The sequence below is a fragment of the Pseudomonas aphyarum genome (assembly GCF_028657055.1).
GTDB lineage: Bacteria > Pseudomonadota > Gammaproteobacteria > Pseudomonadales > Pseudomonadaceae > Aquipseudomonas > Aquipseudomonas aphyarum.
Genome location: NZ_JAMDGS010000012.1, coordinates 174,349 through 187,916, shown reverse-complemented (window position 1 = coordinate 187,916; position 13,568 = coordinate 174,349). Strand labels below are relative to the sequence as shown.

General features: G+C 61.3%; 14 protein-coding genes. 8 read left to right on the top strand and 6 right to left on the bottom strand.

All coding sequences use genetic code 11. From position 1 onward, the window contains the following. Positions 1–541: 541 nt before the first annotated feature. Both M5G18_RS18155 and arfB read left to right on the top strand, forming a co-directional pair. Complete coding sequence (locus tag M5G18_RS18155) at positions 542–1,960, top strand: amino acid permease (RefSeq protein ID WP_273896622.1); 1,419 nt, start codon at positions 542–544, stop codon at positions 1,958–1,960. Positions 1,961–2,050: 90 nt separating this feature from the next. Further along, complete coding sequence (gene arfB, locus M5G18_RS18150; RefSeq protein ID WP_011333010.1) at positions 2,051–2,464, top strand: alternative ribosome rescue aminoacyl-tRNA hydrolase ArfB; 414 nt, start codon at positions 2,051–2,053, stop codon at positions 2,462–2,464. Here the strand turns inward: arfB and M5G18_RS18145 are convergent. The 6 genes from M5G18_RS18145 to phhA form a co-directional block, all read right to left on the bottom strand. Next, complete coding sequence (locus tag M5G18_RS18145; protein WP_273896700.1) at positions 2,461–3,648, bottom strand: MFS transporter; 1,188 nt, start codon at positions 3,646–3,648, stop codon at positions 2,461–2,463. The two genes, arfB and M5G18_RS18145, sit on opposite strands and share 4 nt — an antisense overlap. Positions 3,649–3,743: 95 nt before the next feature. Further along, entirely contained in the window at positions 3,744–3,923 is a 180-nt protein-coding gene (locus M5G18_RS18140; protein WP_007958348.1) for a hypothetical protein, read from the bottom strand. A gap of 73 nt (positions 3,924–3,996) precedes the next feature. Then, complete coding sequence (locus M5G18_RS18135; RefSeq protein ID WP_007958347.1) at positions 3,997–4,128, bottom strand: hypothetical protein; 132 nt, start codon at positions 4,126–4,128, stop codon at positions 3,997–3,999. Between the two features lie 200 nt (positions 4,129–4,328). After that, positions 4,329–5,522, bottom strand: coding sequence for an amino acid aminotransferase (locus M5G18_RS18130; RefSeq protein WP_273896623.1), 1,194 nt, complete (start codon positions 5,520–5,522; stop codon positions 4,329–4,331). After that, entirely contained in the window at positions 5,522–5,878 is a 357-nt protein-coding gene (locus M5G18_RS18125) for a 4a-hydroxytetrahydrobiopterin dehydratase (protein WP_003222798.1), read from the bottom strand. The genes M5G18_RS18130 and M5G18_RS18125 overlap by 1 nt, the downstream gene beginning before the upstream one ends. A gap of 110 nt (positions 5,879–5,988) precedes the next feature. Beyond that, the gene (gene phhA / locus M5G18_RS18120) at positions 5,989–6,780 is read right to left on the bottom strand and encodes a phenylalanine 4-monooxygenase (protein ID WP_039765515.1); all 792 of its coding nucleotides are present in this window, start codon (positions 6,778–6,780) and stop codon (positions 5,989–5,991) included. 280 nt (positions 6,781–7,060) lie between these two features. On the opposite strand from phhA, the gene M5G18_RS18115 reads away from it, so the two are divergent. The 6 genes from M5G18_RS18115 to flgJ all read left to right on the top strand — a co-directional run bounded on the left by M5G18_RS18115 (position 7,061) and on the right by flgJ (position 13,568). Then, positions 7,061–8,623, top strand: a complete 1,563-nt coding sequence (locus M5G18_RS18115; protein ID WP_273896624.1) for a sigma-54-dependent transcriptional regulator — start codon at positions 7,061–7,063, stop codon at positions 8,621–8,623. A gap of 204 nt (positions 8,624–8,827) precedes the next feature. Beyond that, entirely contained in the window at positions 8,828–9,568 is a 741-nt protein-coding gene (locus M5G18_RS18110) for a flagellar basal body rod protein FlgF (RefSeq protein WP_007958343.1), read from the top strand. 45 nt (positions 9,569–9,613) lie between these two features. Further along, positions 9,614–10,399, top strand: coding sequence for a flagellar basal-body rod protein FlgG (gene flgG, locus M5G18_RS18105; protein WP_007958342.1), 786 nt, complete (start codon positions 9,614–9,616; stop codon positions 10,397–10,399). A gap of 53 nt (positions 10,400–10,452) precedes the next feature. After that, positions 10,453–11,148, top strand: coding sequence for a flagellar basal body L-ring protein FlgH (gene flgH, locus M5G18_RS18100; RefSeq protein ID WP_230736243.1), 696 nt, complete (start codon positions 10,453–10,455; stop codon positions 11,146–11,148). 27 nt (positions 11,149–11,175) lie between these two features. Beyond that, positions 11,176–12,264, top strand: coding sequence for a flagellar basal body P-ring protein FlgI (locus M5G18_RS18095; protein ID WP_039765528.1), 1,089 nt, complete (start codon positions 11,176–11,178; stop codon positions 12,262–12,264). Positions 12,265–12,275: 11 nt separating this feature from the next. Further along, positions 12,276–13,568, top strand: a complete 1,293-nt coding sequence (flgJ, locus tag M5G18_RS18090; protein WP_007958338.1) for a flagellar assembly peptidoglycan hydrolase FlgJ — start codon at positions 12,276–12,278, stop codon at positions 13,566–13,568.

Here is a 13,568-nt window from a genome sequence, read left to right as displayed (position 1 = left end):
CCGGGCCTCGCGCAGCGCTCTGGCGCGCTTGTTTCAGCATCGTTTGGAAGGTGAGATGCGCTGCATGCCTGTCGTGCAGGTGCATAACAAGAAGGAGGCGCAATGAACGCCGTTATCCAATTTCACTTCTCCACGTGGGGCGGATTTTCCATCGTCCACGCCGATGGCCTGCAAAGGCCTGACTCAATTTTTGCAGCCGCCCGGGCCTCCCGGGGTGGACACATGCAATCCCGGCAACCGACACGCTGATCCGGCGAGGTCTGGCAGCAGGGGGTTAGCGGTGTACAATGCGCCGCGTTTTAACTGTGACCCTCTGCGTAATCGCGCAAACCTCAAGGTTTATCCGCCTTGTTCACTCCGCCGCGTCACAAGCGTGTCGGGTTCGATTTCGTCACAGATAAAAACAAACAGGTGACGCATGACCGTTGTAAAAAAGCTGAATTCCTGGTGCCTGCGCTGGGGTTTGATCAAGGTTGGCTGAAATCGCAACCTTGCAGCAACGTCTACTGAACATCATCAAACCTTGCGTGAGACCTTTTTCATGAGTGGACAAAACTCGCAATCAGGCGAGCTGAAACGCGGCCTGAAAAATCGCCATATTCAACTGATCGCCCTCGGTGGCGCGATCGGTACCGGATTGTTCCTCGGCTCGGCCGGGGTGCTGAAATCCGCCGGCCCGTCGATGATCCTCGGCTATGCCATCTGCGGCTTCATCGCCTTCATGATCATGCGCCAGCTCGGCGAAATGATCGTCGAAGAGCCGGTGGCCGGCTCCTTCAGCCATTTCGCACACAAATACTGGGGCGGTTTCGCCGGCTTCCTGTCGGGCTGGAACTGCTGGATCCTGTACATCCTGGTGGGCATGTCGGAGCTGACCGCGGTCGGCAAATACATCCACTACTGGGCGCCGGAGATCCCGAGCTGGGTCACTGCTGCCGCGTTCTTCGTGCTGATCAATGCGATCAACCTGGCCAACGTCAAAGTCTTCGGTGAAGCCGAATTCTGGTTCGCGATCATCAAGGTCGTGGCGATCGTCGGCATGATCGCCCTGGGCAGCTACCTGCTGGTCAGCGGCCATGGCGGCCCGCAGGCTTCGGTCAGCAACCTGTGGTCCCACGGCGGCTTCTTCCCGAACGGTGTGAGCGGTCTGGTGATGGCCATGGCGATCATCATGTTCTCCTTCGGCGGTCTGGAGATGCTCGGTTTCACCGCAGCCGAAGCCGACAAGCCGAAAACCGTGATCCCGAAAGCGATCAACCAGGTGATCTACCGGATCCTGATTTTCTACATCGGCGCACTGGTGATCCTGCTGTCGCTGACCCCGTGGGACAGCCTGCTGGAAACCCTCAACGCTTCGGGCGATTCCTACAGCGGCAGCCCGTTCGTGCAGGTGTTCTCGATGCTCGGCAGCAACACCGCTGCGCACATCCTCAACTTCGTGGTCCTGACCGCGGCATTGTCGGTGTACAACAGCGGCACCTACTGCAACAGCCGCATGCTGCTGGGCATGGCCGAGCAGGGCGATGCACCGAAAGCGCTGGCGAAGATCGACAAGCGCGGCGTGCCGGTGCGTTCGATCCTGGCCTCGGCGGCGGTAACTCTGGTGGCGGTGCTGCTCAACTACCTGATCCCGCAACACGCGCTGGAACTGCTGATGTCGCTGGTGGTTGCAACGCTGGTGATCAACTGGGCGATGATCAGCTTCTCGCACTTCAAGTTCCGCCAGCACATGAACAAGACCAACCAGAAGCCGCTGTTCAAGGCGCTGTGGTACCCGTACGGCAACTACATCTGCCTGGCGTTCGTCCTGTTCATTCTCGGCGTGATGCTGCTGATCCCGGGCATTCAGATCTCGGTGTACGCGATCCCGGTGTGGGTGGTGTTCATGTGGGTCTGCTACGTGATCAAGAACAAGCGCGGTGCACAACAGGCACTGCACGCAGCGAGCGCTGCCAAGTAAGCGTCGTTGCAGAAACAACAAACCCGGCCATGTGCCGGGTTTTTTGTGCTTTCGCGGTATCCTGCGGACTCTGAATACGGACGCTTTTCCATGCTGGTGATTTCCAACAACGTGCATCTGCCGGATGCCGAGATCGAACTGACGTACATCCGCGCCCAGGGCGCCGGTGGGCAGAACGTCAACAAGGTCTCCAGCGCCGTGCACCTGCGCTTCGACATTCCGGCCTCGTCCTTGCCCGAGTTCTACAAGGAGCGGCTGCTGGCGCTGCGCGACAGTCGCATCACCGGCGACGGCGTGCTGATCATCAAGGCTCAGCAGTACCGTACGCAGGAACAGAATCGCGCCGATGCGCTGGAGCGTCTGACCGAGTTGATCCTCAGCGCCACCAAGGTCGAGAAGAAGCGCCGGCCGACCAAGCCGACGCTGGGTTCAAAGAAGCGTCGGCTCGAATCGAAAACCAAGCGCGGCAGTATCAAGGCCGGGCGCGGCAAGGTGGATTTCTAGTCTTCGCGGTACTTCGCCGTGTGGCGGTAGAGATAGACGCTCAGTGCCAGGCCGCTCAGCGCGGCGAGGGCGGCGAACAGGAAGATCGAGGCAAAGCCGAAGCCCGCTGCAATGGCTCCCGCCAGTGGTCCGGTGATGCCCAGCGACAAGTCGATGAATAGCGAATAGGCCCCGACTGCCGCGCCTCGGCTGGAGGCCGGCACCAGATTTACCGCTTCCACGCCCAGCGCCGGGAATACCAGCGAGAAACCGAAACCGCTCAATGCCGCACCGGCCAATGCCCAGTGCGCGTCCGGCGCCAGCCACAGCAACAGCAGGCCCAGAGTTTCCACCGACAGGCAGGCAATCGCCACGCGAAAGCCGCCGAGGCGGTTGATCAGGTTGCCGAACAGCAGCCGTGCACCGATGAAGCTGGCACCGAACAGGCTCAGGCACAGCACCGCGTTATCCCAGTGCTGCGTGGCGTAATACAGGGTGATGAAGGTGGCGATGGTGCCGAAACCGATCGAGCCCAGCGCCAGTCCGCAGCCGTGTGGGAAGACGCGCCCGAGAACATGCATGAAGGGCAGGCGCTCGCCGGCCACGATCGGCGCGGCGGTTTTCGGCCAGGCCAGCAGCAGCCCCAGCGCCGCCAGCAGCAGAATGCTCACGCCCATGCTCCACAGACCGAAACGGCTGACCAGCCACACTCCCAGCGGCGCACCGACCGCCAGCGCGCCGTAACTGGCGATGCCGTTCCACGAGATCACCTTGGCGGTGTTGGCGGCACCGACGCGACCGATGCCCCAACCGATCGAGCCTGAACCGACCAGGCTTTCAGCGCTGCCCAGCACCAGACGGCCAACGAACAGGCTGATCAGGCTCAGCAGCGGCAGGTGGGGTGTCCACGCCGAAATCAGCATGAACACACCGCTCAAGCCACAACCGGCCAGACCAATCATCACCGCACGTTTGCTGCCCTTGTTGTCGATGATCTTGCCGGCATACGGACGACTGAGCAGCGTGGCGAGGTATTGCACGCTGATCACCAGACCGGCGATGACCGCGCCGAAGCCCAGGTCGCTGTGCACGTAGCCCGGTAGCACCGCCAGCGGAATGCCGATGTTCAGGTAGCCGATGAAGGTGAACAGGACGATGGAAACGACTTGCAGCGTGACCGCCAGGGGACGCTGGGGTTCTGGCATAGAGGACGACATGGGTAACGATCCACGGGAAGAGCAGAATAGATAGGCTGCTCATGATACCGATGCGGACGCGTCTGGGGCGGGGAAAAGTAAAACTATTTGGCCGGGGCGACCAATTGCGTGGTGACCAGTGCGGCCAGCGCGTTTTCTTCGCTGCCGAAACGGGCGAGCAGGGCAGCCTGTTTCTCGGGCGAGAGACGGCTCCAGATCTCGATCATCTTCTCGGTGGCACCGATCAGAATCTCGGCCTGTTGTTCATCGAATTCTTTGGACATGGCAACTCAGGTTTCAGGCAGTGTGGAAAGCGCATGTTAGCGCTTTCCACACGGTCTGTACGGCGGGTGTTGCTTACTCTTCGCTGTCGGCCGGACGGCTCTCGGCGGCTTCTTTCGGCTCGGGCTGTTGGGCACCGGCTTGTTGCGTGGTCGTCTGCTCAGTTTCGTGCAGGCTTGGGAAGGGGAGATTCGGAATCTCGTGCATGGTTGCGCTCCTCGCTAAGTCTGTTGATAGATCTGGTAGATCCGCGCTTTCAGAAAGCCTGCGAAGGATACAGCAGGAAAAGTGACAAACAGATTTTTAAATCCATTTGTTTCGACGGGCGGGATTGTCTAGACAAGTGCGACAGGGTGACGCAGGGCAAATGCGGGAGCGGCGGTGTGCCCGCCGCCCCTGACATTCGTTTATTTGCAGACGGTAGCGATCGCTTCGGCCAGCAGATCCAGACGTGTCGCATCAATCCCTGCAACGTTGGCCCGGCCCGAGCTGACCATGTACACGCTGTGATGCTCGCGCAGGTTTTTCACCTGTTCCGGCGACAGGCCGGTGTAGGAGAACATCCCGCGTTGCACGCCAATGTGCGCAAAACGCTCGCGCAGACCGTGCGGTTCCAGCGCCTCCACCAGACCGCTGCGCAACTGGGCGATGCGCAGACGCATGGCTTCCACTTCGTCGGCCCAGCGGCGTTTCAGCTCCGGGTCGGCGAGGATCGTCGCGACCACAGCCGCGCCGTGATCCGGTGGCGTCGACCACAGGTTGCGGGCGATGTGCGCCAACTGGCTGCGGATGTCGATCAGCTTGTCAGCGGTTTTCGCGCTCACAATCAACGCACCGGTGCGGTCGCGGTACAGGCCGAAGTTCTTTGAGCAGGAGCTGGTGATCAGCAGTTCAGGCAACTCGGCCGCAAACAGCCGGGTCGACCATGCATCCTGCTCCAGACCGTCGCCAAAGCCCTGGTAGGCAAAGTCGATCAGCGGCAGCAGGTCACGGCGGCGCACTACGTCCAGCACGCGATGCCAGTCGTCATGGCTCAGGTCGAAACCGGTCGGGTTGTGGCAGCACGCGTGCAGCAGCACCACATCGCCTTTCGGCACTTCATTGAGCACGGCGAGCATTGCTTCGACGTCGAGGCGGTTGTCGCTGCCGACGTACGGGTAATGACTGATCTTGACCCCGGCGGCCGCGAAAATCGTTTCGTGGATCGGCCAGGTCGGGTTGCTCAGCCATACGCCCTTGCCCGGCAGGCATTGCGCGATGAAATCCGCCGCCAGACGCAGGGCGCCTGTGCCACCCGGAGTCTGGGTGGCGCCGGCGCGTTGCTCGGCGATCAGCGCCGAATCGGCACCAAGCACCAGCTCGTTGATGACCTTGCCGAACAGCGGATTGCCGTGGCCACCGATGTAGGTCTTGGTGTCCTGGCTCTCGACCAGACGCGCCTCGGCGATTTTCACCGCCTCGGGGATTGGCGTCAGGCCCTGGGCATCCTTGTAGACGCCCACGCCGAGGTCGAACTTGCGCGGGTTGGAGTCCTGCGCGTAGGCCTCCATCAGGCCGAGGATCGGGTCGCCGGGCACCCGGCCGATGGCGTCGAAGTGCATTACTTGCGTCCTTCTGCAGTCTTGGCCACTTCGTCAGTGCGCGCGGCCATGATGAAGTCGTTGCGGTGCAGGCCCTTGATCGAGTGGCTCCACCAGGTCACGGTGACTTTGCCCCACTCGGTCAGCAGACCCGGGTGGTGACCTTCGGCCTCGGAGATCTCGCCGACGGCGTTGGTGAAGGCCAGCGCGTGTTTGAAGTTCTTGAACAGGAAGACTTTTTCCAGCTGCATGATGCTGTCACGCACTTCGATGTTCCAGTCAGGGATCTGCTTGATCAGGATCGGCAGTTCTTCATCGCTGACTTGTGGAGCATCGGCACGGCAGGCTTCGCAATGGGCTTGGTTCAAAGTGGACATGGTGGACTTCCTGAAATCTGAAGGTGTTTTTTTATATTGGCGGTCAGTGTCGCCACGCTAAACCAAAGTGGCGACGACGGACAGACTCACTTGTAAGCAAAAGTCGCGGGTCACGCGGCTTTTGGTTTTGGCGGAAACTTCGGTGCGTGCAGACCCAGCTGCATGCCTTGCTTGACCATGGCCATGATGTCTTCGTGGGCCAGGTCGAACAGGCGCTTGAGGTTCGGCAGGACAAAATACAGCGGTTGCAGGATGTCGATGCGGTATGGCGTGCGCATGGCTTCCAGCGGATCGAAGGCCTGATGCTCGGGCTCGTCCGACAACGAGTAAACAGTTTCTTTTGGCGAGGACAGGATGCCGCCGCCGTAGATGCGTTTGCCTTGCGGGGTATCGACCAGGCCGAACTCGATGGTCATCCAGTACAGGCGCGCCAGATAAACGCGTTCTTCCTTGGTCGCCTGCAGGCCGAGCTTGCCGTAGGTGTGGGTGAATTCGGCGAACCACGGGTTGGTCAGCAGCGGGCAGTGGCCAAAGATCTCGTGGAAAATGTCCGGCTCTTGCAGGTAGTCCAGTTCTTCACGGGTGCGAATGAACGTGGCCACCGGAAACTGCTTGCTGGCGAGCAATTCGAAAAAGGTCTGGAAGGGGATCAGCGCGGGAACGCGGGCAACCTGCCAACCGGTGGTCTCGCCGAGCACCTTGTTGATCTCGCCCAATTGCGGAATGCGGTCGTGGGGCAGACCGAGTTTTTCGATACCGTCCAGGTATTCCTGGCACGCGCGACCCTCGATCACTTTCATCTGGCGGGTGATCAGCGTGTTCCACACCGCGTGTTCTTCGGCGGGGTAGTCGATAAAACCTTGCGCATCGGGCTCGCGGGCCACGTATTGCGTCTGCTTCATACTGCTCTCCTGCGAGGGGAATTTCGTTCTTGTTATGTCCTGCGATGGACTGAGAAATACCCCGGAACGTTCGTTGTTGCAGCAGGTTGAAGACTGGTCGAGTAGGAAAAGGCTCTTTAATTCGTAAAATTTTCGTTACGCTTCGTGCGATAAGTCGTGTTTGCGGTGACTGTCGGGTTTGAAAAGGCCGATGGCTGTCACATAATCTTGACGACTATCTTGCGCGCTGCGCAGAAAATTCCGGCGTCAGACCGCCTCTTCACCTGTTTCGGGCCTTTATATGCGTATCAAAGTCCACTGCCAGAACCGCATCGGCATCCTGCGCGACATTCTCAATCTGCTGGTGGAATACGGGATCAACGTCGCCCGTGGCGAGGTGGGCGGTGAGCATGGCAACGCGATCTACCTGCATTGCCCGAACCTGATCAACATTCAGTTCCAGGCGCTGCGACCCAAGTTCGAGGCAATTGCCGGGGTGTTTGGCGTCAAGCGGGTAGGGCTGATGCCCAGCGAGCGGAGGCACATGGAGTTGAATGCGCTGCTTGGTGCGCTGGAGTTCCCCGTGCTGTCGATCGACATGGGCGGCTCCATCGTGGCGGCCAACCGGGCGGCGGCGCAGTTGCTCGGGGTGCGGGTGGACGAGGTGCCGGGGATTCCATTGTCGCGTTACGCCGAGGATTTCGACCTGCCGGAACTGGTGCGCGCCAATAAATCGCGAATCAACGGCATGCGGGTCAAGGTCAAGGGCGACATTTTTCTGGCCGACATCGCGCCGCTGCAATCGGAACACGACGACAGCGAGGCCATGGCCGGTGCCGTGCTGACCCTGCACCGCGCGGACCGCGTCGGCGAGCGCATTTACAACGTGCGCAAACAAGAGCTGCGTGGCTTCGACAGCATCTTCCAGAGCTCGAAAGTGATGGCGGCGGTGGTGCGCGAAGCACGACGCATGGCGCCGCTCGATGCGCCTCTTCTGATTGAAGGTGAAACCGGCACCGGCAAGGAGTTGCTGGCGCGGGCCTGTCACCTGGCGAGCCCGCGCGGTCAGTCGCCGTTGATGGCGCTCAACTGCGCGGGGCTGCCGGAGTCGATGGCCGAGACCGAACTGTTCGGCTACGGCCCCGGTGCCTTTGAAGGCGCGCGGGCCGAAGGCAAGCTCGGGCTGCTGGAGCTGACGGCGGGCGGCACGCTGTTCCTTGATGGCGTCGGAGAAATGAGCCCGCGCTTGCAGGTGAAATTGCTGCGCTTCCTGCAGGACGGTTGCTTTCGGCGTGTGGGCAGTGATGAAGAGGTTTACCTGGATGTACGGGTGATCTGCGCGACGCAGGTGGACCTGTCGGAGTTGTGCGCGAGAGGCGAGTTTCGCCAGGATCTGTATCACCGCTTGAACGTGCTGTCGCTGCACATCCCGCCACTGCGCGAATGCCTCGACGGTTTGACGCCGCTGGTGGAGCACTTCCTCGATCAGGCCAGCCGGCAGATCGGCTGCCCGCTACCGAAACTGGCATCGGCGGCGATGGACCGGCTCAGCCACTACCATTGGCCGGGTAACGTACGCCAACTGGAAAACGTGCTGTTCCAGGCGGTTTCGCTGTGCGATGGCGGCACGGTCAAGGCCGAGCACATTCGCCTGCCGGATTACGGTGTGCGTCAGCCGCTTGGCGATTTCTCCCTCGAAGGCGGGCTGGACGAAATTGTCGGGCGCTTCGAGAAGGCGGTGTTGGAACGACTGTATTCCGAGCATCCGAGCAGTCGGCAACTGGGCAAGCGGCTCGGGGTTTCGCACACCACGATTGCCAACAAGCTGCGTGAGTACGAAGTCGGCAAGGACGCGTCCGAGTGATCACGGCCGGATCGGGTGTTTGCCGCCAAGCGGCATGACACCGCCGGTTTTTCGTCTTCGATACATTTCCCTCCTCCTCGCAAAATCCCTCAAGTCCTTTGTTTACCGGGCCCTCGGCCGCCAGAAAAAAGTTGGTCTGCAAATTGCTTATGGCTCAGCAGTACAGCGGTGGGCGGCAAACGTCCGGCATGCAGAGGAAAGAGTGTGGACAAGTACCTTTATGTGGCAATGACCGGCGCCAGCCAGAACGCACTGGCGCAAAAGGCTCATGCCAACAACCTGGCGAACATCTCCACCAACGGTTTTCAGCGCGACCTGGAGCAGGCGCGTTCGATGCCGGTGTTCGGTGACAGCTTTCCGGCGCGTGCGTTTGCCATGAGCGAACGGCCCGCCACCGACTTCACGCCGGGCTCGCTGGTGCAGACCGGCCGTGACCTCGACGTGGCCGTGTCGGGCAACGGCTGGATCGCCGTGCAGAACCCTAATGGCGGTGAAAGCTACGTGCGCACCGGCAGTCTCAATATCGACGCTCTCGGCGTGTTGCGTGCCGGCAACGGTATGCCGGTCATGGGCAACGGCGGGCCGATCGCCGTGCCGCCGGAGCAACAGGTGGAAGTCGGTGAAGACGGCACCATCAGTATTCGTGCGATGGGCGAGGGCCCGCGCGTCATGGCCGAAGTCGACCGCATCAAGCTGGTCAACCCGGACATCAAGAACATGAACAAGGGCCTCGACGGTTCGATTTACACCAAGGACGGCCAGCCTGCGCCGGCCGATGCCAACGTCAAACTGGTGTCGGGTTTCCTGGAGTCGAGCAACGTCAATGCCGTGGAAGAGATGACGTCGGTGCTGGCCCTGGCCAAGCAGTTCGAACTGCACGTCAAGATGATGAACACCGCCAAAGACGACGACCAGGCCATGGCTCGGGTCTTGCAGATCAGCTAATTATCAGAACGTCGCGCCGTAAAACAGGCGCACGAGGAGAATCGAATGCTTCCGGCTCTATGGGTTGCCAAAACCGGTCTGTCCGCCCAGGACACCAACCTGACCACCATTTCCAACAACCTGGCGAACGTGTCGACCACGGGTTTCAAACGTGACCGCGCCGAGTTCCAGGACCTGCTGTACCAGATCAAGCGTCAGCCTGGCGCCCAGTCGACCCAGGACAGCGAACTGCCGTCGGGTCTGCAAGTGGGTACCGGTGTGCGCATCGTCGGCACCCAGAAAAACTTCACCGCCGGCAGCCTGCAAACCACCGAGCAGCCGCTGGACATGGCCATCGACGGCCGCGGTTTCTTCCAGATCCTGCAGCCGGACGGCACCACGTCCTACACCCGTGACGGTACTTTCCACCTCGACTCCAATGGCCAGATCGTCAACGCCAGCGGTTTCGCCCTGGAGCCGGCGATTGTCATCCCGAACAACGCCCAGACCTTCACGGTAGGTCGTGACGGCACCGTGTCGATCACCGTTGCCGGCAACGCCGCTTCGCAAGTGATCGGCAACCTGCAAACCGCCGACTTCATCAACCCGGCCGGTCTGCAAGCGGTGGGCAACAACCTGTTCCTGGAAACCGCCGCTTCCGGTGCACCGCAAGTCGGTACTCCGGGCCTGAACGGTTTCGGTACCACCCTGCAGAACACCCTGGAAACCTCCAACGTCAGCACCGTGGAAGAGATGGTCAACATGATCACCACCCAGCGCGCGTACGAGATGAACTCCAAGGTGATCTCCACCGCCGACCAGATGCTCTCGTTCGTAACGCAGAATCTGTAATCAAGTCTATGAGGCGGCCATGAGGTCGCCTGCAACACCGTGAGGTAAGGGTCATGAAGCGCTTTGTATCTGTTGTGGCATTGAGTGGGGTCGTCTCGCTCGCGGGCTGCGTCGCTCCGACGCCCAAGCCCAATGATCCTTACTACGCCCCGGTGTTGCCGCGCACACCGTTGCCGTCGGCCGCCAACAACGGCTCGATCTATCAGGCCGGTTTCGAGCAGAACCTGTACAGCGACCGCAAGGCGTTCCGGGTCGGTGACATCATCACCATCACCCTGAACGAGAAGACCCAGGCCAGCAAGAACGCCAACTCGCAGGTGGCCAAGAACAGCAAGACCGGCATCGGCCTGACGTCGCTGTTCGGCAGCAGTGCGACCACCAACAACCCGATCGGCAGCAATGACCTGAGCCTGAGCGCCAGCTACGAAGGCGACCGCGCGACCAAGGGTGACAGCAAGGCCGCCCAGGGCAACACCCTGACCGGCTCGATCACCGTGACCGTCGCCGACGTGCTGCCCAACGGCATCATCGCCGTGCGTGGCGAGAAGTGGATGACCCTCAACACCGGCGACGAGCTGGTGCGGATCGCCGGTCTCGTGCGGGCCGATGACATCGCCACCGACAACACCGTGTCCTCGACCCGGGTTGCCGATGCGCGCATCACCTACTCGGGCACCGGTTCGTTCGCCGATGCGAGTCAGCCAGGCTGGTTCGACCGTTTCTTCCTCAGCCCGCTGTTCCCTTTCTAGGTGGCTACGTTGAATTTCAGAAGTCTCATGGTGGCCGCGTTCCTGTTGTCGGCGGCCTTCAATGCACAAGCCGAACGCTTGAAGGACATCGCCAGCATCTCCGGCGTGCGTTCCAACCAGTTGATCGGCTATGGCCTGGTGGTCGGTCTCAACGGCACCGGCGACCAGACCACGCAGACCCCGTTCACCCTGCAGACCTTCAACAACATGCTCTCGCAGTTCGGCATCAAGGTGCCGCCGGGATCGGGCAACGTGCAGCTGAAAAACGTTGCGGCGGTATCGGTGAGTGCCGATCTGCCGGCGTTCGCCAAACCGGGTCAGCAGGTCGACATCACTGTCTCTTCCATCGGTAACTCCAAGAGCCTGCGCGGCGGCACTCTGTTGCTGACCCCGCTCAAGGGTATCGACGGCAACGTCTACGCCATCGCTCAGGGCAACCTGGTGGTCGGCGGTTTCGACGCTGAAGGTCGTGACGGTTCGAAGATCACCGTCAACGTTCCGTCGGCCGGTCGCATCCCGGGCGGTGCGTCGGTCGAGCGTTCGGTGCCGAGCGGTTTCAACCAGGGCAACAGCCTGACACTGAACCTGAACCGTTCCGACTTCACCACCGCCAAGCGCATCGTCGACAAGATCAACGACATGCTCGGCCCTGGCGTTGCCCAGGCTATCGACGGTGGTTCGATCCGTGTGACTGCGCCGCTCGATCCGAGCCAGCGCGTCGACTACCTGTCGATCCTGGAAAACCTCGAAGTCGATCCGGGTCAGGCGGTGGCGAAAGTCATCATCAACTCGCGTACCGGCACCATCGTCATCGGCCAGAACGTGAAGGTATCGCCAGCCGCCGTGACCCACGGCAGCCTGACCGTGACCATCACCGAAGATCCGATCGTCAGCCAGCCGGGCCCGCTGTCCAACGGCCAGACCGCCGTGGTGCCGCGCTCGCGGGTGAATGCCGAGCAGGAAGCCAAACCGATGTTCAAGTTCGGCCCGGGCACCACCCTCGACGAGATCGTCCGGGCGGTGAACCAGGTCGGCGCAGCGCCGGGTGACCTGATGGCCATCCTCGAAGCTCTGAAGCAGGCCGGCGCGTTGCAAGCCGACCTGATCGTGATCTGAGGACGGCGACCATGGATATGCGCAAAAGCGGTCTGGTCAGCAGCAGCGATTCGGGTTCGTACTCCGACCTCAATCGCTTGAACCAGCTCAAGGTCGGCGACAAGAACAGCGACGCAAACATGCGCAAGGTTGCGCAGGAATTCGAATCGCTGTTCCTCGGTGAAATGCTCAAGTCGATGCGTTCGGCCACCGAAGCGCTGGGCCAGGACAACCCGCTCAACACGCCGGCCGCCAAGCAGTATCAGGAAATGTACGACCAGCAACTGGCGGTCTCCATGTCCCGCGAGGGTGGGGGTATCGGCCTGGCCGACGTGCTGATGCGCCAGATGTCGAAGAACAAACCGATGGCGCCGGGCGAGGCTGCGGCCGCATCTGCCGCCAAGCAGGAAGAAGCCAAGGCCAAGGCCGCTGCGGTGGCCACGCCGATTGCCGCCGGCACCGTGGCCACCAATGGCCCGCTGTCGCGACTCAATGGCGAGCGTCCGCTGTGGGCATCGCGTTCGGTGCATGCGCCGAACACCGAACTGACCCATCGCAATGACATGGAAATGATCAACCAGCGTCGTCTGGCGTTGCCGCCGAAACTGGCGGATCGCTTGCTCGCAGGTCTGGTGCCATCGGCCACGCCGGCGGCGGCCACTCAACTGCCGCAACGCGCCACGACCGCTGCTGTCACCGGTTCCGGCCCGCTGTACAACGGCGACTGGCTGGACCGCGCCGAGGCGGACAAGGCCTCCGGCGGACAGATGCAGATTTACGGCCGCGCCATGGCGCAGATCCCGCTGGCACCGGCCAAACGTGCGTTCAGCAACGCCGACCAGTTCGTCAACACCATGCTGCCGATGGCGCAGGAAGCCGCCGCACGCATTGGCGTCGATCCGCGTTATCTGGTGGCTCAGGCTGCGCTGGAAACCGGTTGGGGCAAATCGGTCATGCGCGCCCAGGACGGCAGCAGCAGCCACAACCTGTTCGGCATCAAGGCCAGCAGCAACTGGAAGGGCGATTCGGCCCGGGCGATCACCAGCGAATTCCGCAACGGGCAGATGGTCAAGGAGACGGCCGAGTTCCGTTCCTATGCCTCGTACAAGGACAGCTTCCACGATCTGGTGACTTTGCTGCAGAGCAATAATCGCTATCAAGATGTGCTGAAGTCGGCCGATAACCCAGAACAGTTTGTACGCGAATTGCAGAAGGCCGGTTACGCAACCGACCCGAACTACGCGACGAAGATTTCGCAGATTGCCAAGCAGATGACGGTAAATCAGAACTACGCTGCGGCCGGCGTTTCAACGACGCCCTTATAA

What these genes read in the sequence shown, in the direction of transcription:
- M5G18_RS18145 (WP_273896700.1), bottom strand. Translation starts at nt 3,648, where the DNA reads ATGCCAGAACCCCAGCGTCCCCTGGCGGTCACGCTGCAAGTCGTTTCC.
- M5G18_RS18155 (WP_273896622.1), top strand. Translation starts at nt 542, where the DNA reads ATGAGTGGACAAAACTCGCAATCAGGCGAGCTGAAACGCGGCCTGAAA.
- flgG (WP_007958342.1), top strand. Translation starts at nt 9,614, where the DNA reads ATGCTTCCGGCTCTATGGGTTGCCAAAACCGGTCTGTCCGCCCAGGAC.
- flgJ (WP_007958338.1), top strand. Translation starts at nt 12,276, where the DNA reads ATGGATATGCGCAAAAGCGGTCTGGTCAGCAGCAGCGATTCGGGTTCG.
- M5G18_RS18140 (WP_007958348.1), bottom strand. Translation starts at nt 3,923, where the DNA reads ATGTCCAAAGAATTCGATGAACAACAGGCCGAGATTCTGATCGGTGCC.
- flgH (WP_230736243.1), top strand. Translation starts at nt 10,453, where the DNA reads ATGAAGCGCTTTGTATCTGTTGTGGCATTGAGTGGGGTCGTCTCGCTC.
- M5G18_RS18095 (WP_039765528.1), top strand. Translation starts at nt 11,176, where the DNA reads ATGGTGGCCGCGTTCCTGTTGTCGGCGGCCTTCAATGCACAAGCCGAA.
- phhA (WP_039765515.1), bottom strand. Translation starts at nt 6,780, where the DNA reads ATGAAGCAGACGCAATACGTGGCCCGCGAGCCCGATGCGCAAGGTTTT.
- M5G18_RS18135 (WP_007958347.1), bottom strand. Translation starts at nt 4,128, where the DNA reads ATGCACGAGATTCCGAATCTCCCCTTCCCAAGCCTGCACGAAACTGAG.
- arfB (WP_011333010.1), top strand. Translation starts at nt 2,051, where the DNA reads ATGCTGGTGATTTCCAACAACGTGCATCTGCCGGATGCCGAGATCGAA.
- M5G18_RS18130 (WP_273896623.1), bottom strand. Translation starts at nt 5,522, where the DNA reads ATGCACTTCGACGCCATCGGCCGGGTGCCCGGCGACCCGATCCTCGGC.
- M5G18_RS18115 (WP_273896624.1), top strand. Translation starts at nt 7,061, where the DNA reads ATGCGTATCAAAGTCCACTGCCAGAACCGCATCGGCATCCTGCGCGAC.
- M5G18_RS18125 (WP_003222798.1), bottom strand. Translation starts at nt 5,878, where the DNA reads ATGTCCACTTTGAACCAAGCCCATTGCGAAGCCTGCCGTGCCGATGCT.